The 21,727-nt window shown below is 54.6% G+C and carries 18 protein-coding genes; 13 read left to right on the forward strand and 5 right to left on the reverse strand.

Features of this window, described 5'->3' with window-relative positions; all coding sequences use genetic code 11:
• Positions 1 to 219 precede the first annotated feature (219 nt).
• The 6 genes from F1379_RS21645 to F1379_RS21670 all read left to right on the forward strand — a co-directional run bounded on the left by F1379_RS21645 (position 220) and on the right by F1379_RS21670 (position 11,409).
• Positions 220 to 828 (forward strand): GNAT family N-acetyltransferase, encoded by a 609-nt coding sequence (locus tag F1379_RS21645; protein WP_239004763.1) that lies wholly within the window; start codon positions 220 to 222, stop codon positions 826 to 828.
• Between the two features lie 1,180 nt (positions 829 to 2,008).
• Entirely contained in the window at positions 2,009 to 2,794 is a 786-nt protein-coding gene (locus F1379_RS21650; RefSeq protein ID WP_150273859.1) for a Wadjet anti-phage system protein JetD domain-containing protein, read from the forward strand.
• Positions 2,791 to 4,296 (forward strand): hypothetical protein, encoded by a 1,506-nt coding sequence (locus F1379_RS21655; RefSeq protein WP_150273861.1) that lies wholly within the window; start codon positions 2,791 to 2,793, stop codon positions 4,294 to 4,296. The genes F1379_RS21650 and F1379_RS21655 overlap by 4 nt, the downstream gene beginning before the upstream one ends.
• A gap of 4 nt (positions 4,297 to 4,300) precedes the next feature.
• Positions 4,301 to 5,059, forward strand: coding sequence for a DUF6063 family protein (locus tag F1379_RS21660; RefSeq protein ID WP_150273863.1), 759 nt, complete (start codon positions 4,301 to 4,303; stop codon positions 5,057 to 5,059).
• Positions 5,046 to 9,563: a coiled-coil domain-containing protein gene (locus F1379_RS21665; RefSeq protein WP_150273865.1), complete on the forward strand. Its 4,518-nt coding sequence runs from the start codon at positions 5,046 to 5,048 to the stop codon at positions 9,561 to 9,563. Before F1379_RS21660 ends, F1379_RS21665 begins: the two co-directional genes overlap by 14 nt.
• A 1,003-nt stretch (positions 9,564 to 10,566) precedes the next feature.
• A complete protein-coding gene (locus tag F1379_RS21670; RefSeq protein ID WP_275262647.1) occupies positions 10,567 to 11,409 on the forward strand; it encodes an aldo/keto reductase in 843 nt (280 codons plus the stop codon).
• A 97-nt stretch (positions 11,410 to 11,506) separates the two neighbouring features.
• Here the strand turns inward: F1379_RS21670 and F1379_RS21675 are convergent, their stop codons facing one another.
• Positions 11,507 to 12,010: a cysteine hydrolase family protein gene (locus F1379_RS21675; protein WP_338046722.1), complete on the reverse strand. Its 504-nt coding sequence runs from the start codon at positions 12,008 to 12,010 to the stop codon at positions 11,507 to 11,509.
• Positions 12,011 to 12,286: 276 nt separating this feature from the next.
• On the opposite strand from F1379_RS21675, the gene F1379_RS21680 reads away from it, so the two are divergent.
• A complete protein-coding gene (locus tag F1379_RS21680; RefSeq protein WP_162551234.1) occupies positions 12,287 to 13,444 on the forward strand; it encodes a TPM domain-containing protein in 1,158 nt (385 codons plus the stop codon).
• Positions 13,445 to 13,537: 93 nt separating this feature from the next.
• Here the strand turns inward: F1379_RS21680 and F1379_RS21685 are convergent, their stop codons facing one another.
• Positions 13,538 to 14,350, reverse strand: a complete 813-nt coding sequence (locus F1379_RS21685) for a CPBP family glutamic-type intramembrane protease (protein ID WP_150273871.1) — start codon at positions 14,348 to 14,350, stop codon at positions 13,538 to 13,540.
• Between the two features lie 174 nt (positions 14,351 to 14,524).
• Between F1379_RS21685 and F1379_RS21690 the strand changes: the two genes are divergently transcribed.
• Positions 14,525 to 15,457, forward strand: coding sequence for a LysR family transcriptional regulator (locus F1379_RS21690; protein WP_150273873.1), 933 nt, complete (start codon positions 14,525 to 14,527; stop codon positions 15,455 to 15,457).
• A 17-nt stretch (positions 15,458 to 15,474) separates the two neighbouring features.
• Complete coding sequence (locus F1379_RS21695) at positions 15,475 to 16,590, forward strand: 5-methyltetrahydropteroyltriglutamate--homocysteine S-methyltransferase (RefSeq protein ID WP_150273875.1); 1,116 nt, start codon at positions 15,475 to 15,477, stop codon at positions 16,588 to 16,590.
• A 76-nt stretch (positions 16,591 to 16,666) separates the two neighbouring features.
• Here F1379_RS21695 and F1379_RS21700 read toward each other — a convergent pair whose 3' ends face one another.
• A complete protein-coding gene (locus F1379_RS21700) occupies positions 16,667 to 16,915 on the reverse strand; it encodes a hypothetical protein (protein WP_150273877.1) in 249 nt (82 codons plus the stop codon).
• A 156-nt stretch (positions 16,916 to 17,071) separates the two neighbouring features.
• Between F1379_RS21700 and F1379_RS21705 the strand changes: the two genes are divergently transcribed.
• The 4 genes from F1379_RS21705 (at position 17,072) to F1379_RS21720 (ending at position 20,727) form a co-directional block, all read left to right on the forward strand.
• Entirely contained in the window at positions 17,072 to 17,554 is a 483-nt protein-coding gene (locus F1379_RS21705; RefSeq protein WP_150273879.1) for an NUDIX hydrolase, read from the forward strand.
• Positions 17,555 to 18,041: 487 nt separating this feature from the next.
• A complete protein-coding gene (gene lysS / locus F1379_RS21710) occupies positions 18,042 to 19,595 on the forward strand; it encodes a lysine--tRNA ligase (RefSeq protein WP_150273881.1) in 1,554 nt (517 codons plus the stop codon).
• Positions 19,596 to 19,686: 91 nt separating this feature from the next.
• A complete protein-coding gene (locus F1379_RS21715; protein ID WP_150273883.1) occupies positions 19,687 to 20,406 on the forward strand; it encodes a YebC/PmpR family DNA-binding transcriptional regulator in 720 nt (239 codons plus the stop codon).
• Between the two features lie 141 nt (positions 20,407 to 20,547).
• Positions 20,548 to 20,727, forward strand: coding sequence for a hypothetical protein (locus F1379_RS21720; RefSeq protein WP_150273885.1), 180 nt, complete (start codon positions 20,548 to 20,550; stop codon positions 20,725 to 20,727).
• A gap of 100 nt (positions 20,728 to 20,827) precedes the next feature.
• Here the strand turns inward: F1379_RS21720 and F1379_RS21725 are convergent, their stop codons facing one another.
• Both F1379_RS21725 and F1379_RS21730 read right to left on the reverse strand, forming a co-directional pair.
• Complete coding sequence (locus F1379_RS21725; protein ID WP_150273887.1) at positions 20,828 to 21,043, reverse strand: helix-turn-helix domain-containing protein; 216 nt, start codon at positions 21,041 to 21,043, stop codon at positions 20,828 to 20,830.
• A gap of 10 nt (positions 21,044 to 21,053) precedes the next feature.
• A complete protein-coding gene (locus tag F1379_RS21730; RefSeq protein ID WP_150273889.1) occupies positions 21,054 to 21,536 on the reverse strand; it encodes a DUF2975 domain-containing protein in 483 nt (160 codons plus the stop codon).
• Positions 21,537 to 21,727 lie beyond the last annotated feature (191 nt).

Below are 21,727 nucleotides of genomic sequence, written 5' to 3' on the forward strand. Positions count from 1 at the left end.
CCTGAACGGGACGGCCTGAAGGGACTGAAGGGACTGAAGAGTCAGAATGGACTGAAGAGCCTGAGAGCCCTTGGAGAGCCGGTGCACCCCGGGCCAGCAAGCCGCCCCGTTTACAAAGACGGGGCGGTATTTTAATCTTTTCCGGCAGACAGCCTGGAGATTTCTCTTATATAATCTGAAAGGAACTATTCGCACAACACACTGGGGAGGCCAATCTGCGTGAATGCTACAGTTATGAGTATATTTAACGGCCAAGCCATCCGGCTGGCTCCTCTGCAAGCAGAACATAAGGCCGAGCTTGCCGCCCTTCTGGACAATCCCCGGATCTGGGAATTCACCTGGCGTAAAATCTCCAGTCTGAACGAAGCCGAGCAATTGGTCGATACAGCACTGGCCAATCAGGCCAAAGGCACGGAGCTGCCTTTTGTAATGGTGGAGAAGGCGAGCGGGCGAATAGCCGGGACGTCGCGGATCATGCATCTGGATTCCGTGCACCGCAGCGCCGAAATCGGCTGCACCTGGATTTCTCCGGATTTCTGGCGGACGTCCGTGAATACCGAGGCGAAGGCAGCGCTGCTGCGTTACTGTTTTGAAGAGCTGGGACTCGCGCGGGTAAGCTTCACCATCGTCGAACGAAACCTAAGATCCCAGCAGGCGATTGAGCGGATCGGCGCCGTCCGGGAGGGCGTGCTGCGCAAGCACCGGATCACCTCGGGCGGGGAGAGCGTGAATAATGTGATATACAGCATTCTTGATGAGGAATGGCCGGCAGTGAGGGCCAATCTGGACTATTTGCTGAAGGAGAAGTATGCGCGCAGCAGCAACTAGAGGATAGCGGGCATATAGGCTAGTACTTTAACCGCATCAATTGCAGCTATTCACCATCTAACTGCGAGTATGGCTGGGGATGTTAGCGCATACCGTCCTTAAGTTTGGCTTGGTCAAATTACTATATAAGTAGAACAAAAGAACAACACAAAGAGATGGGAGTACGGAGGGGAAGTTTGGAACTGTAGGAGCGATAGCGTCCGCCTTTGTCACCGGATTTCAACCGCTAAGAGCGGTTAAAATTAGAAATCTGGGGACAACAGTAGCCGGAAGTCCAAACATTCCCCGCAGTTACTACCTAATCTCATGTGAATTTCAATAGTTCAATTTATATAGTTTGATTTTCGTCACTTAAATGGCTCAATTATGCTGGTTAGCAGTAGTCTAGTTTGATAATCGCCACTTAATAGTAACCAAAATGATCACTTGAGCAAATTTTCCTCAAATTAGATGGCGGAAATCCAACTAGAATGGGAAAATAGCCCTGTACGCGAAAATTTAGTGGCAGAAATCCAACTACAGCTTCGGCCGCATCGAATTGCAGCAAAATACAATAGTTCCTTAAATGTTGGACAGGACAAAACGAACCGTAAAAATCGGTATCGGTCGGGCGAATCTCCGGATTTCTACTGCTCCTATCCAACTCCAAAACAGGGGTGTCCAAAGCCATAATGTGGCTTGCGGGCATCCTCTTTTTGTGCAGGGGAATGCTTGGAGCAAGGCTATCCGGCTATAAACCGTACAGTTAGTCGGGCGTATAATTCGGGGGATATTATCCAATTGAAACCATGCAAACCTCTGAAATCATTGCTATAATAGAAACATATATTCCCCCGCCCATACCTCGTTTCAAGAGATATGGGTTATGCTATTTTTGAGGATGATGACATGAGGGAAACGATTATAAAATTGCTGGAACATAAATATGGATCGGTTCGCAGGGGCAGAAGCATGGTCGGGTTGGAGTGGCTGGAGCAAGGCTGATTGGAACGTACATGTTTAAGGCGGACTATGTGGATCAAGGAGGCTTGACATCGTTTGAGACTGCTGTCGCTTTTTTAGTTGCAGAAGGCTATTTAACCCCCCTTGCGAAAAGAAGCGTCTACAAGACTACCAAAGTGGACGCAGTATATTGGCTTCCTTCGAACTCCGGTTCAGTACCGTTATGGTCGGATGCTGAATGCTGCGGATGATGGATCAGGAAATGCTCAGGTTTGATTATTATAACAATCATCCCGGAGAGCAGACGGCGGAGAAATGGTTATACATAACACGAGTGTATGAGTTCCTGCGGACGGCTGAACAGAGAGAGTGGGTTACTCAGGAAGAGCGCTCCCTGGAGCTGTTCGGACGGGAAAAGTGGCTGGCCGGGTCGGAAGGCAGAGCATTTTTAAGCAGGCTGGGACTTACCTTGGACTCCATAAAGGCTGAGCATACCAGTGAGCCCTTTATCTTTTACCGGGTACCGGAGACACCTGTCTATTCTATATTAATAGTGGAGAATCTCTCCATCTATCACTCGGCAAGGAGACTATTGGGGCAGGGCCTTCCGATCTGCGGGTACCGGCCGGAAATGCTGATCTATGGTGAAGGGTGGAAGATCGTGAGGAGTCTTGCCCATTTGGAAGAGCTTTGCCTGGGGGCTGGGATAGACATCCTGTATGCTGGCGATATGGACAAGACGGGATATGATATTTACGGAAAGCTGAAGCTCAGCTACTCCGGGCTGAACCTGCTGCTGGCCCTCAGCCTGTACGAAGAAATGATGAAATATCCAGAGCATGCTTATCCCTATGATGATCACAAGCAACAAGACTGCAGCCCGAAACATCTAGAAATTGTATACGGGGAGTTTTCAGTGAATGCGGACTTGACGGCTTACGTCAAGCGGTTGCTGGAAGAAGGGCGACGGATTCCCCAAGAGGTTCTAAACTACGAAGTGATGGCGAGGTTGGCGAAGGCATGAACTGGTCGGATTTTGGAGAACGCAACAAGCGGCTGAATCCCCTGTGGACACTCGGGGCGGGTATGAATCTGGGCGAGCTGCAGCCCTACAAGGAAATGATTGCGCTCAGCGTGCTGCTGCAGGTGTATTATCTGGAGCTGGAGTCCAGCGAACGGCGGACCAAAGAGGATATCGTGGAGCTGGCCTGGAGCTCGCTCGAGCGCTTCCGGATCACGCAGCTGGCCCGGGCGGAGACGGTGGAACGGCTGGTGGACGGGCTGCTGTGGAGCGGGAACGGCGGTGAATTCGAGAGTTATTACTACGACGATCTGTTGCGGCAGGTGACACAGCATAAGTATAAGTATTTCACTGTGGATGAGGATGCGACGCGCACCAGCTGGGAAGAGAACGGGAGAACGGTATACCGTCTGTCCGAAACGGCGATGGAGCTGATCTTCATGAGCCATGAAATTATTGAGGAATTCCAGATCAGCATCAAGCTGCTGGAGATCCAGATGCATATCAAGCATGGCCGGGTAACCCGGGCGACGCAGGATGTGAACGAGCTGATCACACGGGTCCGCAAGATGACCCAGCAGCAGCAGGAATACCGCAGTGCGCTGCGCCGTAATCCGAAGCATCTGTTCAGCGAATACGGGGTGCTGCGGCACCGGAGGCTGGAAGAGATCCAGCGGCAGTTCGAGGAAGAGCGCAAGCATTTCGACAACATCCACCGGTCGCTGGCCCGGCTGGCCAACGATGAGAAGGATGTCATCGACTTTAACGAGCTGCGTCTGCTCTCCGAACGCGTTGAGCTCTCCCGCAGGGTGCATGACGAGCTGGCGGGCGTCGTTCTCGGCATCTTCGAGCTGGAAACGAATCTGCGGCTGAATTTCCCGGAGCTGTTCTGGGGAGCCGGCGGGTACAATTTCCGCACGAATGTGTGGGAGGAATGGGTCAAGGCCGAAGGACTGCCCGAAGCGGGCGGACTTGAGCTTCTGATCGGCGGGCTGTTCGCTCCGGTCCAGGAGTTCATTTATCCGCTGGCCTGGGCATGGGAAGAGCAGGAGGCCGGGTTCCTGCCGGAAGAATATATCGACCTCCCGGAGGAGGAAGCGGCGGAAGAACCTGCGCCTTACGTTCCGAAATCCATTCCGTGGGACAAGGTTGCCGGACTGTGGCTGCCGGTGTTTCGTGAGCTGATGCAGACCGGCCGCTTTACCTTTACGGCGGCTGCGTTTACGGAAGAAGAGCAGCGCCAGTGGGCCGGGACTCCGGATGCCGTGGATCTGTGGCTCCAGTTCTTCCATGCGGAGGTACTGGTGCCGGAAGAGAGCGGGGAAGCGGCCAGCGGTGCCGATGAATGCGGCCGCCTGCTGCAGCAGCTGCTTGCGGCCGAGCCCGGTCTGGAGATGCTGCGGGGCAAACGGCTGCGGACAACCGCCGAAGCCGGCTTCGCGAAGTGGCCCGGTCTGGAGATCAGTACTTATACCATGATCATAGTAGAAAGTGAAATGAGGTAAACGAATGAGCTATTCAATAGAGCAAGTGCAGCTGGCTTCCCGGCTGTTCTTCGACCTGCTGCGCCGCAAGGTGATTCCCCTTGATGATCCGGCCGCGGCCGAATGCCTGCAGGATAACGGCGCCTATGGAGCCTTGGAATACATCGCCAAGGAAGGCGGCCTCCGCGTTATGAACTCCGGCCACCGTCTGCATCTGCTGGTCAACCCGCTCGGCTCGGGCTTCGCCACGAACTTCACCCAGTTGCGCAGCAAGTATACGCGTGTGGAGCGGAAGACGCATTTACATATCATTAACATTATTATTCTCGTATTCCTGGCAGAGATCGACCAGGATGAGCGGCATTTCAAGCCCGGCGCGGACAGCCTGTCGTACATCCAGCTGGCGGACCAGGTGTCTGCACTGTTTCAGGCCTGGATCGGGATGGACGGCGAAGGATCATTCAGCAAGCAGTGGCGGCTGGATGTGCAAGGCATGCATAAAGTATGGAGCGGCCTGTATATGCAGACCAAAAGCCAGGAGGAAGGCGACACCCTGTCCCGGGGCGCCGGCTCACGGCTCGGTCTGATTCATGAAGCGATGAAGCTGCTGGAGGACGAGCATCTGGCGTTCATTTCCGAGAGCGAGAAGCGGATTTTTCCGCGGGAGGAATTATATGAGCGCATGCGGTACCTGTACCATGACGTGGACCGGTACAAGGAGCTGCGCGCGCTCGTTGCGCGAACGTTAAGCGGGGAGGAGGCGGGACAGGATGCCGCGTATTGAACGTATCCGCATTGCCGGATTGAAATATGAGAAGATGCTGAAGAAGTACGATGATATGATTTTGGACCTCTGTAACGAGGAAGGCCCTGCCAACACACTGATTACACTCATGAACGGCGGGGGCAAGGGAGTCCTGCTGCAGTCCATCTTCCAGCTGCTCATCCCCAAGACACCGTGGGGCAAGGACAACGAGAACCAGGTGGAGGCCTTCTTCCATAACCATAAAAAGCAGCTCCGCCCCTATACCTTCCACGTCGCCATCGAGTGGCGGCTCGACAACAGCGACCGTGCGGAATATATGACGACAGGCATCGCAATGACTGCGCAAAGCTCGGCCGACCAGCTGGAGGTCAAGGTCGATTACCTGCTGTACACGCTGATGGATTACGACGAGCATGCCGAGCTCACGCTTTCGACCCTGCCGCTCTATAACCATGAGTCGGGAGCGCCGGTTCCATTCGAAACGGTGCAGCAGTTCGTGCGGGAGCGGCGCAATGACTTCATCTATTACGGCAGCAGCAGCGCAGATTTGAAGAAATATTACGCTTATCTGGCCGAACGCGATATCCATATCGGGGAATGGCGCAATATGAAGAAGATTAATGGTGAAGAGGGCGGCATCAAAGGCTTTTTTCAAAAGAACGACGCCTTTACCAACCACAATCTGTTCGAGAAGCTGATTATTCCCGAGATCGGGGCCGGCCTCAGCGAAGGTCTTCGTGAAGACGAAGGCTCCCTGCCCAAAATGTTCATCGACGCAGCCACCGTAGCCCAGCGTCTGCCGATGCTGGAACAGCGGGAGAAGGCGTTTGCCGAATTTACGGATTATGCCGCCCCGCTGTATGCTTTGGCCGGACAGGGGATGAAGGTGGAGGAAGGCTACCGTGACACGCAGCGGCTGGGCCGGCAGATTTATACGGTGATCCTGGATGAGCTGGCTGCGGCGGAAGCCGGTCAAGCCGCAAAGCTGCGGGAGCTGACGGAGCTGGCGCATGAGTCCCGCCAGCTGCGCTTCGAGAGTGACAATCTGAAATATCTGCGCAGCAAAGAGGAGTACGACGACAAGCAGAAAGAGTACGACCGGATCAGCGGCGATCAGCTGCGGGCGAAGCAGCGGCTGGAGGATTCGCAGGCGAAGGAGAAGACCCTGGAAGCGTCCTTCTATCTCGCCAAGCGCAGCAGCGTGCTGCGGCAGATCCACCAGTGGCGGAAGGAAATCGAAGCCATTGAAGGGTCACTGGAGATGAAGGAGCGCCAGCAGGTCATCCGCGGTGCGAAGGAAGAGCTGGCCGGGCATTGGTCGGCCGTCTCCCGGCTATGGCGGCGGGAGCAGCAGGGCTTCAGCGACCGCCGCGAGGCCTTGCAGGCCGAGGAAGCCGGCCTGCGCAAGGTCAGGGAGCGGCTGCTGCTGGAGACCGGCAGCCTTGACGGCCGAATCGGCGAGCTGACGCCGGCGATCCGGCAGTACAGCGAGGAAGCCGGCGCTTTCGCCGCGAAGTACGGCCATGAAGCAGCCGGGGCCCCGGCCGCCGCGCTGCAGCGTGCACTGCTTGCCGTCCGCAGCAATGTGGAGCGGCTGGTGGAAGGGTCCGGCAAGCGTGCGGCCGCCGAGGAACGGCGGCTGACGCTGCACAAAGCGGAGGCGGATGGCAGCGCCAGGCTTACGGTGCGCAATCAGCAGATCGAAGAGCTGAAGTCGCGGCTGGAAGCGCAGCTCGCCCGGGAGTCGCAGCTGTGGTCCCAGCTGGTGGTGCTGCTGGAGCTGTACGATGAGCATCAGCAGTATGGAGCCACCGGCTTGTTTGAAGCGAAGGCGGCTGCGGCAGAGCGGATGATCCGCCGCAGCGAAGATGCGCTGCAGCAGGTGAAGAAGCTGCGCCGGGAGTATTATCATTTGCTGATGGATGTCGAGCTGCAGCAGGAGGCCTACTGGCTGCCGAATGCAGACCTGCTGACGGTCAAGGAGCGGCTGGAGCAGCTTAAGATCAGCTCCATGCTAGGCAGCGCCTACTTGAATGACCTGCCCTATTCCGTGCGCGAGGAAGAATTGGCGCGCCAGCCGCTGCTGCCTTACGGGCTGATCCTGACCCGGCGCGAGGCGGACAAGCTGCAGCCGGAGCTGCTGGCGGAGGCTCTGCTGAAAGCGCCGGTGCCGCTCTTCGTGCGCGAGGAAATGGCCGTCTCCGGCGGGAATGCGTTCCTGCTGCCGGCGGATGAAGGCCGGCAGCTTGCGCTCCAGCCGGAGCGCTTCCGGGAATGGAAGCGCGGCAGCGGTGCCAGGCTGAAGGAGCAGGAAGAAGAGCTGCGCGAAGCGGAGGGTTATCTCGCGAAGCTGAAGGCGGTGCAGCAGGAGGCGGAGCGGCTGTACCAAAGCGAGCACTCGCAGCACCTGCGGGACAAGCTGCGCGTGCTTGAGCTTGGGCATCAGGAGCTGCTCGCCGAGATGGAGCGGCTGAATGCCGAGCTGAGCGGCAATGAAGCGGAATGGAAGGCTGCGCAGCAGCAATTGACAGAGGCGGAGGCGGAGAAGGCCGAACTGGCAGAACGCATCCAGGCGCTGCGTGAGTGGGAGCAGCGGACCGCACGCCAGGAACGGGACTACAAGGACAAGCAGGCGGCGGTGGAGCAGAAGACCAGACTGGCTAAGGATATCGCCGGTACAGACCGGCAGCTGGAGGTGCTGGGCTCGGAGATGGAGGGCATCCGCAAGCAGCGGGAGCAGTGGATCGGCGATACGCGTTATTCGTTGTTCCCGCGCCTGCAGAGCTGGCTGCCGGAGATTGCCTTTCCGGCCGAGCAGGAAGCTGCGGTGGCGGATGAGGAAGACATGGAGGCCGATGCAGCAGCCGGGACGGAGCTTGGGGAAGCCGTTTCTGCAGCCGGCAGCAGGCTGAAGGAACTGCTCAGCACGCTGGAGAGCTTGCAGCAGTCGTTGACCCAGAACGAGCTGGAGATCCGCACGAGGGAAGGGAATATCAAGCGGGCCGGCGAGCAGAAGGATGAGCTGGAGGCTGAGCTGGCGCAAGCCGCTTCCGATTGGCGTTCATTGCCGGAGCCGCAGGATACGCCGGAGGCCATTCTGGCCGCCCGGAACCGTCAGAAGCAGGAGACCGCTGCGCTGGGCGAGGATTACCAGGGACTCCGCGAAGGCTATATCCGCGCTCAGACAGAGCTGGATCATCTGCGCAAGGAAATGAACAAAGCGGAGAAGGCGATCAAGGAGAAGCACGAGCGCGCGCCTGAGCAGTGGAGCGGGCCGCTCGGCGGCAAGGAGGAAGAAATCCTCCGCCGCAGCCGGGACAACGACTACCGGACAGGCGAAGCCAAGAAGGCGCTGGCCGGTATGGAGCGCAGCCTGCACAGCCTGAGCAGCCACAGTAAGATGATGGAGCTGCACACCGAAGGCCGGGTTCTGCTGCGCGATGTGCCGGAAGAAGTGCAGGCAGAGGTGCGCGGGGATTGTGAAGCTGCCGTGGGCGAGTGGCTGCAGAGAAGCAAGGCGAGCCAGGCAGCCCGCAGCGAGATCACCCGTAAAGTGCTGGACGAGAAGAACAGTCTGCTGGAGAAGATCGCTGCCAGCGGCTGGAACCGTGAGCTGGAGAGCAAGCTCCAGGACCGGCTGGGCACCGTGCACTGGGAGGATTTCCCGATTGCGCATCAAGTGCTGGAAGCGATGCTGCAGAGCTCGCGCGACCAGATTGAGAGTATCCGCAGCGACAAGGAAGGCATGGAGCTGTCGCGGATGATGTGGAGCGGCCGGGCCGCCAAGCGGGTCGTGCAGATTCTTGATATTCTGAAGCGTATGGAACGGCGGATGATCATTCATAATGAGAACGGGCACGCCTTTCCGCTGGTCAGGCTGAACTACAAGAATCTCAGCGTCCCTAAGTCAACGGAGGATATCGAGCCGCTTGTCAGTGACTATTTCAACCGCTGCATCAGTACCTTGCTGGAGAAATACCAGAAGATTGAACAGGTCCCGGCGGCTGTTGTGAGAGAGCTGGTGAATGACGGACGCATCGTGTATACCGCCCTGCAGAACCGCTTTCCGGTGCTGCAGGTATACAAGCCGGTGACGGAAAATTATTTTCTCTATGCCGCCCCGGAAGATTATCACTATTCCGATTGGGAAGTCATCAACCGCGGGGCGCTGGATGAGGCGGTCGGCAGCGGCGGTCAACGCCAGTCCGTGCAGCTGCTGGTGGCGATGATGATTATGACGCATAAACGCGTCAACCGCGAGAACAAGGGCTGGACGGTGCTGCTGTACGACAATCCGTTCGGGGAGATGGTCTCGAACAACGTGCTGGACCCGGTCTTCGAGATTTCCCGGGCGCTGCGGTTCCAGTGGCTGATCGTCACACCGCCGGAGCTGGTGAAGAACGACGTCAGCGTGCGGTTTGGCGTGTACTGGCAGCTGTATTTCGGCGGCGAGAAGGGAGAAATGCTGGAATCCACGCTCGTTAAGGGCGGGCGTAAGCTAATTCCGGCCACCCTGTTCTAGTAAATTGTTTATATAAGTGTGTAAGTTGGGCAAAGGAACAATGCCCAAAAGGCGGGAGTGTATTATACATGGTTGGCGCTAATTACCCGTAGTCACGGGAAAGCTCCGCGAGAAGTCCAGTGAAAGGTTCAGTTGCCCCATTGATCCAGGCAATAGTTCGATTTTCGCCACTTAATATGGACGATTTTGCTGTGATCATTAATTTTAGCTCAATATAAGTGGCGATTGTCCAATTAATTCGGTGAAGATCTCGATGTATACAAGTTGAACTTAAGATTAGCCTGAATAAGGCCGGAAAGTGAATTAAGTTATGGACTTCCGTACGCTGCCCACTCCCGTTCTCCAGATGAATACCGCTAGGTGCTGTTGAATTCGCTGGCAGCAGGCTCTATCCGGCTCTGTTTAGGTATGATGAACGAAAGGCAACCCCTATTCAACAGGGATAAATGTATTTCGTACAACTATTTGTTAGGTATGCACCCATTTTTGAAGGATAGATGTATTTTGTGCAACTATAATCAGCATATTGGGAGCAAACTGCCTTAAAGCAAGAAAATAGATGCACGAAATGCAACTATAGCCGGGAAACGGCCTGTTTAGGTGGATATAGTTGTAGAAACTGCAATTAGCAGCTTAGCAGCGGTTAGTGAGGTCATGAAGAGCTTGTTATTTCATTGCGGCTGATGGCTTCTGAAAGGCAAACTCTAGTTTGAAAATCGCCATTTGATTTGACCTGTGTGGAGGATAATCACGATCTACATTACAGCAGCTTAAAACGATGACATCCCGTGCTTCGCCTATCAGCTTTTACTGCGGAAAGCCATCAGGCGGAGGCCGGAACCGCAACAAGCGGTATAAATCAAGAAATCTACGGACGGGAAGCGACCGGAAGTCCAATTGTTTACTTGCGTCACGGCTAATCCCGACACAAAAATCTTTAGTTCAATCGATGTAGATGAAATTAAGTGGCAATTATCGAACTCTATGATTATACATTTTGAATATGAAGGAGCGAATACACATGAATCTGCAATCGACAACCAGGCTGGCAAACGGTGTAGACATGCCTTGGCTGGGACTGGGCGTGTACAAGGTGAAGGAAGGGCAAGAGGTCATTGACTCGGTAAAGGCCGCCATTGAGGCAGGCTACAGAAGCATAGATACGGCTGCCCTCTATGCGAATGAAGAAGGCGTAGGCCAGGCCATCCGCGGATCCGGCGTCAGCCGGGAGGAACTGTTCATTACGACCAAAGTATGGAACTCCGACCAGGGATATGAATCCACACTGTCCGCTTTTGAACAAAGTTTGAGCAAGCTGGGCCTGGACTATGTTGATCTGTATCTCGTGCACTGGCCGGTAAAAGGGAAGTACAAAGACACCTGGCGGGCGCTGGAGAAGCTGTATGCGGACGGCAAGGTGCGTTCCATCGGCGTCTCCAACTTCCAGATTCATCATCTGGAAGACCTGCTGGGCGAAGCCAAGGTTAAGCCGATGGTTAACCAGGTGGAGCTGCATCCGCTGTTAAGCCAGACCGGGCTGCGGGAATACTGCGCTGCACAAGGTATTCAGATTGAGGCCTGGGCACCGCTGGCTCAGGGCCAGCTTCTTGACAACGAACTGCTGCAGCGGATTGCGGACGCCCACGGAAAGAGTATACCGCAGGTCATCATCCGCTGGGACTTGCAGAGCGGCATTGTTACCATTCCGAAATCCATCAAGTCTGAGCGGATTGCTGCAAATGCCGATGTGTTCGACTTTGAGCTGTCCGCCGGAGAAATGGCGCAAATCGACAGCCTGAACGTTAACCGCCGGATTGGTGCCGACCCGGATAACTTCAATTTCTAGAAGTTGCTTACTCTAGCTTGAGATAACAAACAAGACTCAGCCGCAGGCTGAGTCTTGTTCATGTTAACGGGGAAGCGAAGAAGTACATACCAGAGACTTACACCACTCCGGTTATATATTCGATGACGGAATAAGAAACGATTTGCCGGTCGCGGTAGATTGCGCTGATCGCTTCGGGCTGGCTGCTGCAGATTCCATTGTGCAGGATTGCGGCCTTGAAGCCGCGTTCCAGCGCCCCGTTCCAGGTGAAGGTCACACAATGCTCGGCGGCAAATCCGGCAATAATAACGAGCCCGGCTTTATGCTCATGCAGCACCTGTTCAAGGTCCGTCTGCCAAAAGGCGTTTGAGAATTCCTTCGGTACCCGGAGATCGCCGGGCTCAACGTGGATTTCGGGAATAATGTCTCTGGCTTCCGGCGACGTATCCTCAGATACGCCTTCCATATCCTGTACATGAATGACCGGATGGCCCTGCGAACGGAGCAGTCCGGCAACATGATTGATATATTCACAGGCCTCACTGATCTTCCAGGCCTCTTTGTGGTCTTGCAGGAACAAATTTTGCATATCTACGATGACTAAAACGGGGTTCAATGGCATAGCCTCTCTTTCGAACGGTTCGGATTTTATCTTTTTTTTAGAATAATGGAACAACATGGACAACTCAAGCGCCAATCTGAATATAATCTTACTATACAGAGATTCAGATGATCATAGTTTCTGTTGCAACCCACCTGCGTAATGGCTGGGACAAGCGTCCCCGCTGTATATCATGTCGGAGGCCCCAATGACCCCAAACTGTTACTGCAACAGTTCCCTGAAATGATCGATATAACCGATATATACGTAGGGAATTTACGAGGCCGGAGGATGGTTATGAATAAAAAGTTTACGGTATTCGCGCTGGTAGCCATGCTGGTCTGCCTGCTGATTCCGGCAGCCGGTACGGCGGCTGCAGATGGCATTCCGGAGCATACGGCAGCATTCTATGTCAATGATTTCGCGGACGTCATCGACCTGAAGACGGAGAATGCGCTGGTCCATGAAGGGGTGCGCCTGCACCGGGATACCGGGGCGCAGGTGGTGCTGGCCACGGTGAAGTCCACGAACGGCATGCCGATGCAGGAGTTTGCCAACGCCCTGTTCAACCGCTGGGGTATAGGCAACGCTGCGCTGAACAACGGTGTCCTGCTGCTGCTCTCCGTGGAGGATGACAATTACTGGGCTGTGCAGGGCAAGGGGCTGACGGAGCCCCTGAGTGATGCGAAGCTGGCACAGATATTGGCTGCCGATCTGGAGCCTGATTTTGCCAAGAAGCAGTACAGCGCCGGTGCGCGCAAGACCTATAATACGTTAATCCGCAGTCTAGGCGGGGAGCCGGGTACCCATACCGGAAACAGGACCTATGTGGCAGATAACGCCGGCCTGTTCAAGCAGGTGACTAAAGATTATCTCAATCAGTCGGGCAACCGGTACAGGGAAACTACAGGCAGCGGGGTCTATGTCGTTACCATTACCAATCCGGGCCAGCAAACGCTCCAGGATTATACCTATGCCAAATTTGCTTCGGTCTATGCCGGACCCTCCGACGTGATGATCGTACTGGACATCGGTGGCGACAATTACCATGTGCTGCAGGGAAAAAATATTGATGGCAGCCTGACAAACAGCCTGCTCGGAGACATCCTGGACCAGGAGATGGAGCCTTATTTCGCCCAGCGGAAATATGCGGAGGGAGCGACGGCAACGGCTAATGCCATCTATTCCTTTCTGCTGGCCCGTGCAGACCAACGAATGGATGAGGCAAAGCCGGAAGCAGCGGCTGTGCCTGCGGCTGCGGCGCTGGTAAGCCCGGAATCCACGGAGCCGGTTATCAGACAGGAGGTTCCGCCTGTTACCGCCGGGCAGGGCTTGCGGATTGTCGGACTCTTCCTGATCGGTCTCCTGTTCATCAGCCTGAGAGTCTCACTCCGCAACCGGAGAATCGGTGACGGCAATGCCAGCAGCGGCGGGGGTGTCGGCAGACACCATTAGTGAAATAGACATTAAAGCGGCAGGCTTCCGGTAATTGGAGACCTGCCGCTTTGTTATTTACATGCTTTTTAATGAGAACAGATGAACTAGAGATTATATGGGAAGGCCCGCGAAACAGAAGCGGATGACATCCACAATCCCGTGGGCGAGCATGGCGGAGGCGATATCGCGCTTTTGCTGCAGCAGGGCAAAGGGCAGGCCGAATAACAGGGCAAGAACCGTAGTGGAAACAACTCCCGACATCACGCCCCCGTTAATAAAGATGTCCGGCGTATGGATCAGCACATGCGGCATAATCATCATAAACATGACGGTGAGCCTTTGGGCTTTGGTTTCGATTCTGCCGTTCAGCAGCGTGAGACATAAGGCATAGAACAAGGTGCGGAAGGCGAGTTCTTCAAATATAGCCGGACTTAGGGCCACGGTGAAATACTGCAGTCTGGGGCTGAAATCGCCTGAAGCGTTGCCGCCGATCAGCAAATTGACGTAACCGAGCAGCACACCTGCCGTTACACCTGTTAGCAGACTCACTGCAACGGAGCGCCTGTTCTTGCTGTTAAGAAACAGAAGCTTGCCTTCGCTGAATCTGTTGAAGGTGCTGAACACAGCCAGCGAAGCTAACAGAGTAAGGATACTGGTTTCTATCATGTTGAAGACGGATAGGTTAATGTAGGCCACAAAGACTGCTGCAGCGAACAATACGGAGAACAGGATCTGCCGTTTCGTGGGGAGTTTATGCTTGATCAGAAGCAGCACACTGATAATCACTGTACATAGGCTCAGCAACAGCCACATTCTTGATCCTGGTCCGGGATTATCGCTGGGGATGAGGAAATTCAATACAAAGAGCAGCAGATACCCGATAAACAAGGACCAGACACCTTTTAGGCTATGGGTAAACGTCATATTCGTTCTCCTTCCGGATCTAAGCTATAATTTGATAACGAATTCATTTAGTCTATCACTATCCAGCATGCCGCGTTGTTAATTAACTCACTTCTGGATGGGCGCCGGGTTATATGCTACGATAACTATCGGATCATACGGACAAGTGCCGGCGAATGAGAAGGAGGGACAGGGTTGACCTTACAGCAGCTCCGTTACGCCATTGAAATTGCCAACAGCGGCTCGATGAACGAAGCGGCCAAACGGCTCTTTGTGTCACAGCCGAGCCTCTCCAATGCGGTTAAGGAGCTGGAGAACGAGCTGGGGATAACGATTTTTGAGCGGACGAACCGGGGAATCAGCATTTCGGCGGAAGGCATGGAGTTTCTGGGCTATGCCCGGCAAATCATAGAGCAGGCCGATTTCATGGAGAACCGGTATACCGGGAAGAAGCGCAGTGCGATTTATTTCTCGGTCTCCTCGCAGCACTATGCGTTCGCGGTAGATGCCTTTGCGCAGCTCATGAACGAAAGCGGAATTGCAGAGTACCGCTTCTCCTTCCGCGAAACCCAGACCTACGAGGTAATCGAGGATGTACGGACACTGCGAAGCGATCTCGGTATTCTTTATATCAGCGAGAGTAATTATAAAGTGATGAACAAGCTGTTCAGCGACGGCAATCTGAAATTCACGCCGTTGTTCAACACGAATCCGCATGTCTATGTGCGGGCGGGACATCCATTAGCCGTCAAGGAAATGATTGCGGAAGAAGACACGCTGCCTTATCCGTACATTACCTTTGAACAGGGAGACAATAACTCGCTGCATTTCTCGGAGGAAATGCTCAGCTTCACACAGATCGAGAAGAATATCCAGGTGACGGACCGGGCCACACTGACCAATCTGCTTCTGGGCAGCGACGCCTACACCGTAGGTACCGGCATTCTCGCTTCCGCGCTGAACGGCAACGGGCTGGTAACGGTCCCTTACGACAGCGGCGAGATGTTCACTGTGGGCTGGATCGCCCATAAAGACCGCAAGCCCAGCGAGATTATGTCCGCGTATATCGAGATCCTGAATGATCTCGTAACCGGCAGTTCCTTCAATCTCAATCAATTCCTATTATAGTGCAGCAGGAGGGAAGTATGAGTAATCCAGTGATCGGAACCAAACGCAGCGCCCCGCCGTTCCGTTATGATATCGTCGGCAGCTTTCTGCGCCCGGAAGGTCTCAAAGCAGCGCGCAGCCGGTATGAAGCGGGGGAGCTATCGGCTGCAGAGCTTACCGTAATTGAAAATGCGGAGATTGCGGAGCTGGTCCGGCAGGAAAAAGCGCTGGGCCTGCAGGCGGTGACGGACGGCGAATTCCGCCGTTCCTGGTGGCATCTTGATTTCTTCTGGGGAGTGGAAGGCACGGAGAAGATTACGCTGCACTCACCGGGCGCAGCCAAAGATAGCGCCAAGCGGGCCGAGAGCTTCCGGATCGCATCCAGAATCGGCTTCGGCGACCATCCGATGCTTGGCCACTTCCGCCAGCTGCAGGAGATGGCCGGTGACACACCGGCCAAGATGACCATTCCTTCGCCCGCGCTCTTTCATTTTGTCCAGGATCATAACGGCAATGCTGTCTACCCGGACAAGGAAACGCTCTACAGCGACATTATTGCCGTGTACCGGAGGGCGATCCAGGCATTCTATGAAGCAGGCTGCCGTTACCTGCAGCTTGATGATACTACATGGGGCACCTTGTGCAGCGGCCGGCACCGTGCCTATCTCCGCAGCCGCGGCATTGACCCCGATCAGCTGGCACGCGACTATGTTGGGCTGATCAACGGGAGTATTGCCGGGCGGCCGGAGGATATGACCATTGCGCTGCATGTATGCCGCGGCAATAACCGCTCCACCTGGTTTGCCGCCGGCGGCTATGAGCCAATCGCCGAGACCTTGTTCGGGGAGGCGAATGTCGATGCGTTCTTCCTTGAGTACGACAATGAACGCTCCGGCGATTTTTCACCGCTGCGCCATGTGCGGGACCAACTGGTCGTGCTGGGTCTGGTCACTACCAAGCACGGGGGACTCGAGAATAAGGAGCAGCTGAAGGCGCGGATTGCCGAAGCCGCCGAGGTGGTCCCCATCGACCAGCTATGCCTGAGCCCGCAATGCGGCTTCGCCTCCACGGAAGAAGGCAACATCCTGACGGAAGAAGAGCAGTGGGACAAGATCCGTCTGGTTATTGAGACGGCTAATGAGATATGGGTTTAATTGCGGCCGTCCGTTCAGGGACGGCTGTTCTTTTTACCCGGCTATCCTAATAAAGGACTCTTCAGCCCATACGTATTCAGGAAGAAGCATCCTTCTTCACCATACGGGATTCCATTTCGTACAATCTCTCGGACATATATTCGAGATTCTCCAGCACCCGCGACAGAAACAGGAAGAAACAGCCCGACATGGCTCCCCCTACCCAATATGCAAGCAACAAGCTCCAGGCAAAGCCGCCGTCGCCATAATGGCTGCCAGCAACGATCCCTGCGATGAAAGCAACTGCGAACAGCAGACAGCCCAATCCGCTAAGCACTTTAACCATATGCTACACCTCCTTTGATATTATTTACCCTGCATGACCCGTCAGTGTATTGTCAGCATAATATCAGTAGAATACACCCCTGGCCTGCATGATAAAATATACACAGAATACATATATATCCTACTCCATAATGGAAACTAATAGGAGGTTGTATGCATGGCATGGCCGGTTCATATTGTAGCGGTAGGGGGGTTAGTGGAATCGGACGAAGGGAAGATTCTGCTGGTCCAAACCATGCGTGGCGGCTGGGTGTTCCCCGGCGGACAAGTAGAAAGCGGAGAGAATCTGACCGATGCGCTGGTTCGTGAAATCAAGGAAGAAAGCGGAATCGATGTAACCGTATCTTCATTGGTCGGTGTATATTCCAATACGTGTGTGTACAAGGGCATCGACGGTATAACCGATATCCCGACCAAAGTGATATTGGATTTCACCTGCAAGCCTACCGGTGGAGAGCTGACCACGTCCGACGAAACGACAGACAGCCGCTGGGTAGACAAGGATGAAGTGTTAAATCTGATTACAGCGCCGGCCATAAGAACGCGTTATCAGGCTTATCTGGATTATAACGGCAAGACTGCGTATATGGAGTACGTGACGAGACCTGAATTCATTGTCAACCTGGACCGGACGGTATAGCAGGGCTGCAGCAGCATCGGGGAATTGCGGGGGAATCCGGTCAGAATTCTTATTCTGCGGTTGACAATAGCCGCCGATCCGGTTTACAATTCAATGCAAGTTACAAAGTGTTAGCAACAAGCAAGCAGATGACAACCGCATGAACCACAAGCTATGACGAGAAGAGTAAGTAAGCAGCGTTGTTCCCAGAGAGCTCTAACCTTGGTGAAATAGAGCAGCAGTGCGCTTAACGAATAAAGTCTCCGAGCTTCATACGGAATTGGGCAACCGCGCGGCGCCCAAGGATGCTATGACGGGCGCTCCCGTTACAGAGCTAGGGTATAAGCGTAATGGCCGTACCCGAAGAGGTGACCATGGCGACATGGGCACGAACAGGGGTGGTACCACGGCGCTTACATAAGCTCCCGTCCTCAAGATGACAATCTTGGGGGCGGGGGCTTTTTTGCATTTGCTTTGAATTTACTACTTGGAAACAGAGGTGCACATTATGCATTGGTCCGAAAAAATAGCCGCCCGGCTTATCGCCGAACATCCGCAGCGTGAAACCTTCGTCTGCGCCTCGGGTATCAGCCCCTCCGGGCAGGTACACATCGGGAATTTCCGCGAGGTAGCGACAACCTGGTTTGTGGCAGAGGCGCTGCGGAAGCAAGGAAAGCAGGCGCGTTTTATCTTCTCCTGGGATGATTATGACCGGTTCCGCAAGGTGCCGGCCGGTATTGATCCGGGGTATGCCCAATATATTGGATTGCCTTATACCCAGGTGCCTTGTCCTTGCGGCCACCATGCCTCATACGCGGAGCATTACGAACGGGAATTTGAAGCGGCGCTTGCCGTATTCGGCATTACTCCCGAATTCATCTACCAGAGCCGGGAATACCGCAGCGGCAGATACACCCATGGAATTCTGCGCGCATTGTCGGCGAGGCAGGAAATCTATGATATCCTGATGGACTACAAGACAGGAGAGCGCAGCGCCGAAGAGAGAGAAGCCTACTATCCGGTTAACGTCTACTGCGAGCGTTGCGGCAAGGACACGACAACCGTACATGCTTTTGACGAAGAATCGCTCAATTTAATCTACAGCTGTACATGCGGATGCTACAACACGCTGCATGTTCCGCAGGCCGGCAACCTGAAGCTCCAGTGGAAGATCGACTGGCCGATGCGCTGGGGTGTGGAAGAGGTGGTGTTCGAGCCCGGGGGCCGGGACCACTCTACGGCCAACGGCAGCTACGCCATCGCTTCGGTAATCGCGGAACGGATCTTCGGCCATGCACCGCCGGTATATGAGCCCTATGACTTCATCAGCATCAAGGGGAGCTATGCCAAAATGTCCAGCTCCTCCGGGCACAACTATACTCCGGACGACCTGCTGAAAATTTATGCTCCCGGCAATATTCTCTTTCTATTCGCCAAATACCAGCCCGCTGCGGCCTTTACGGTCGGCCTGGATGACGATGTGCTGCGCAATTATCTGGAATACGAGCGGTACCTGAAGTCCTATGCAGGCGGACCACTGCAGGATGACCTGCGGACGGCGGTGGAGCTGTCGCTGAGTGCCGGGAACGGCGGAAGTACTCCGGCATTCGGCCAGGTTGCGGCCTTGTTGCCGCTGGTGAACTTCGATCTGGACTTGACGCGGGAGCTGCTGGAGCGAAGCGGAGACAGCTTCAGCGAAGAGAGCTTCCAGGCGGTGACAGCCCGCGCCGGCTACTGGCTCCGCCATTGGGCACCGCATAAGCTCATTACGGTGAACGGGCAGCCGGACAGAGTGCTCTTTGCCTCGCTGGACGCTGAAATGCAGGGGTGGCTCAAGGAGCTATGCGGGCTGCTCAGCGCTGAGCCCATGCCTGAAGGGGAACTGATGGCCGCCGTCTACGACATCTGCCGCGTAGAAGACGCCAGAGTCTCGAAGCAGAACCATAAGCGCTTCTTCTCCGTCATTTACCAGCTGGTGCTGGGGCAGACGGAAGGGCCGCGCATCCCGCTGCTTGTTCAGGCCGTCGGTGCGCAGCGGCTGCTGGCACTGCTTGATTTGTGAACGGAATGTGCCGCACTTTACGGGAGTTGTCCCGCAGAGGTATAATAAAGCAGATTGTTTATAAATCAAGTCGGAAAGCGAGCGCGAAACTATGGGCCGTAAATGGAATAATATTAAAGAAAAGAAGGCGTCCAAGGACGCTAATACAAGTAAGGTTTACGCCAAATTCGGCGTGGAAATTTATGTGGCCGCCAAGAAAGGCGAGCCTGATCCTGAATCCAACCGTGCGCTGAAGGTGGTGCTGGAGCGCGCCAAAACCTACAATGTGCCGAAGGCGATCATTGACCGTGCGCTGGAGAAGGCGAAAGGCGCCGGGGACGAGAATTATGTGGAGCTGCGCTATGAAGGCTTTGGGCCAAGCGGCTCGATGGTTGTCGTGGACGCATTGACTAACAATGTGAACCGTACCGCACCGCTTGTGCGTTCCGCGTTCGCCAAGAACGGCGGCAATATGGGCGTCAGCGGTTCGGTAACGTACATGTTCGATCCGACTGCCGTCATCGGTCTCGAAGGCAAATCGGCCGATGAGGTGATGGAGCTCCTGATCGAAGCGGATATTGACGTTCGCGACGTGCTGGAAGAGGAAGAGGCGGTAATCGTCTATGCCGAGCCGGATCAGTTCCATGCCGTGCAAGAGGTGCTGCGCGGCGCCGGAGTCACGGACTTCACAGTAGCCGAGCTGACACTGCTTCCGCAGAACTATGTCAGCCTGGACGGCGACGCTGCCGTGCAGTTCGAGAAGCTGATTGACGCGCTGGAAGATCTGGACGACGTACAGCAGGTGTATCATAACGTGGATTCGGAAGAATAGAAGCAAGAGCAGAAGAACAGGATGGACAAACGGAGAATTCTCCGCATTGTCCGTCCTTCTTTTGTTATCTAAGGTATAATCTCTTTACTCCTCCGGTACACTAACTGACGATATCAATTATTAGCAAAAGGAGGAAGCAACATGGATCATGACATGAAGCCCGACAAGAATCTGATCAATACGGTGGAAGAGCTCGCCCACACTCCGGTTACCAGCCAGCAGGCACAGCAGATGGAGCAAAAGAAGCTCGACGTGCGTAAAGAAGCGCTAAGCGACGACAAAACCACTTACAAGAAAACCGAGGAGAACCGGTACAAGTAGCCTGTGAGCTTCATAGAAAACGCAAAAACGGCGGTTCTCCGCCGTTTTTGTGCTGTAACCTGATGGCTGGCGCCCGTGCATGGGCACTTCCGCTGCCATTCTAGTGTACGTCGTCGCTCCGGTATTCCAGTATGTCTCCGGGCTGACAATCCAGCGCTTTGCAAATGGCCTCCAGCGTTGCCAAACGGACAGCCTTGGCTTTGCCGTTCTTCAATATAGACATATTCGCCATCGTGATTCCCACCCGCTCCGAGAGCTCGGTTACGCTCATCTTCCGTTTAGCCAGCATGACATCAATATTTATAATAATCGCCATCGTTCTCACCTCAGACCGTCAAGTCATTTTCGGATTTCAGTTCAATCGCTTGCTGCAGCAGCCGCTGGAGAACGGCGGCAAACACGGCAATCACCAGTGAAGCAAAGATAATGATTAGCCCGATGGCCACAAGCCCTGGGGCATCGTCTTTGTCGGCCATGAGAAAATAGATCGGCATGCCGGCTGCAATTAAGCCGCTGATGGCGATTGCACAATATTTAATCGTTGTAAGCGCCCGTACGGACAGCTCCGAGAAAGCCTCGTTCCTGTCGATATACCCCAGCAGTTTGAAGGCCTGGTATAGCGCATAATAGAACGGCACTGCCGAGGCATACAAATCGGCGGCGACCAGAACCTTCAGATAACTGTGTTCGGGATACAGCTCTGCGGCAAAACCGGCAATCTGCGGCACAATAAAGATACACAGCGCCAGCACCGGTAATCCAATCACAATGACGGCTGCCTTCAAAAAAAGTGTGGTTCCACGTCCCATTCTAACTCCCTCGCTTGTTCATGATTTTAATCCAATATAACATGCGTAATATCGTAAAACAATAAAAAAGTATTAAATAATAATACAAAGTTATCGGGGAAGATATAGTCTTTTCAATAAAGGACAGTTGGTATAATATAAGTGTATTGCGAACGCCAGTTCGATGGAGGCGTAAATTGAATGTCAGGAGG

Source organism: Paenibacillus tepidiphilus (assembly GCF_008635795.1).
Lineage (GTDB): Bacteria > Bacillota > Bacilli > Paenibacillales > Paenibacillaceae > Paenibacillus_AQ > Paenibacillus_AQ tepidiphilus.

Bases quoted from the DNA above. Each gene is read 5' to 3' on its own strand.
- F1379_RS21665 (WP_150273865.1), top strand. From the start codon at position 5,046: ATGCCGCGTATTGAACGTATCCGCATTGCCGGATTGAAATATGAGAAG.
- F1379_RS21730 (WP_150273889.1), bottom strand. From the start codon at position 21,536: ATGGGACGTGGAACCACACTTTTTTTGAAGGCAGCCGTCATTGTGATT.
- F1379_RS21720 (WP_150273885.1), top strand. From the start codon at position 20,548: ATGGATCATGACATGAAGCCCGACAAGAATCTGATCAATACGGTGGAA.
- F1379_RS21725 (WP_150273887.1), bottom strand. From the start codon at position 21,043: ATGGCGATTATTATAAATATTGATGTCATGCTGGCTAAACGGAAGATG.
- lysS (WP_150273881.1), top strand. From the start codon at position 18,042: ATGCATTGGTCCGAAAAAATAGCCGCCCGGCTTATCGCCGAACATCCG.
- F1379_RS21680 (WP_162551234.1), top strand. From the start codon at position 12,287: ATGAATAAAAAGTTTACGGTATTCGCGCTGGTAGCCATGCTGGTCTGC.
- F1379_RS21675 (WP_338046722.1), bottom strand. From the start codon at position 12,010: ATGCCATTGAACCCCGTTTTAGTCATCGTAGATATGCAAAATTTGTTC.
- F1379_RS21650 (WP_150273859.1), top strand. From the start codon at position 2,009: ATGCTGCGGATGATGGATCAGGAAATGCTCAGGTTTGATTATTATAAC.
- F1379_RS21705 (WP_150273879.1), top strand. From the start codon at position 17,072: ATGGCATGGCCGGTTCATATTGTAGCGGTAGGGGGGTTAGTGGAATCG.
- F1379_RS21700 (WP_150273877.1), bottom strand. From the start codon at position 16,915: ATGGTTAAAGTGCTTAGCGGATTGGGCTGTCTGCTGTTCGCAGTTGCT.
- F1379_RS21695 (WP_150273875.1), top strand. From the start codon at position 15,475: ATGAGTAATCCAGTGATCGGAACCAAACGCAGCGCCCCGCCGTTCCGT.
- F1379_RS21715 (WP_150273883.1), top strand. From the start codon at position 19,687: ATGGGCCGTAAATGGAATAATATTAAAGAAAAGAAGGCGTCCAAGGAC.
- F1379_RS21685 (WP_150273871.1), bottom strand. From the start codon at position 14,350: ATGACGTTTACCCATAGCCTAAAAGGTGTCTGGTCCTTGTTTATCGGG.
- F1379_RS21655 (WP_150273861.1), top strand. From the start codon at position 2,791: ATGAACTGGTCGGATTTTGGAGAACGCAACAAGCGGCTGAATCCCCTG.
- F1379_RS21670 (WP_275262647.1), top strand. From the start codon at position 10,567: ATGAAGGAGCGAATACACATGAATCTGCAATCGACAACCAGGCTGGCA.
- F1379_RS21660 (WP_150273863.1), top strand. From the start codon at position 4,301: ATGAGCTATTCAATAGAGCAAGTGCAGCTGGCTTCCCGGCTGTTCTTC.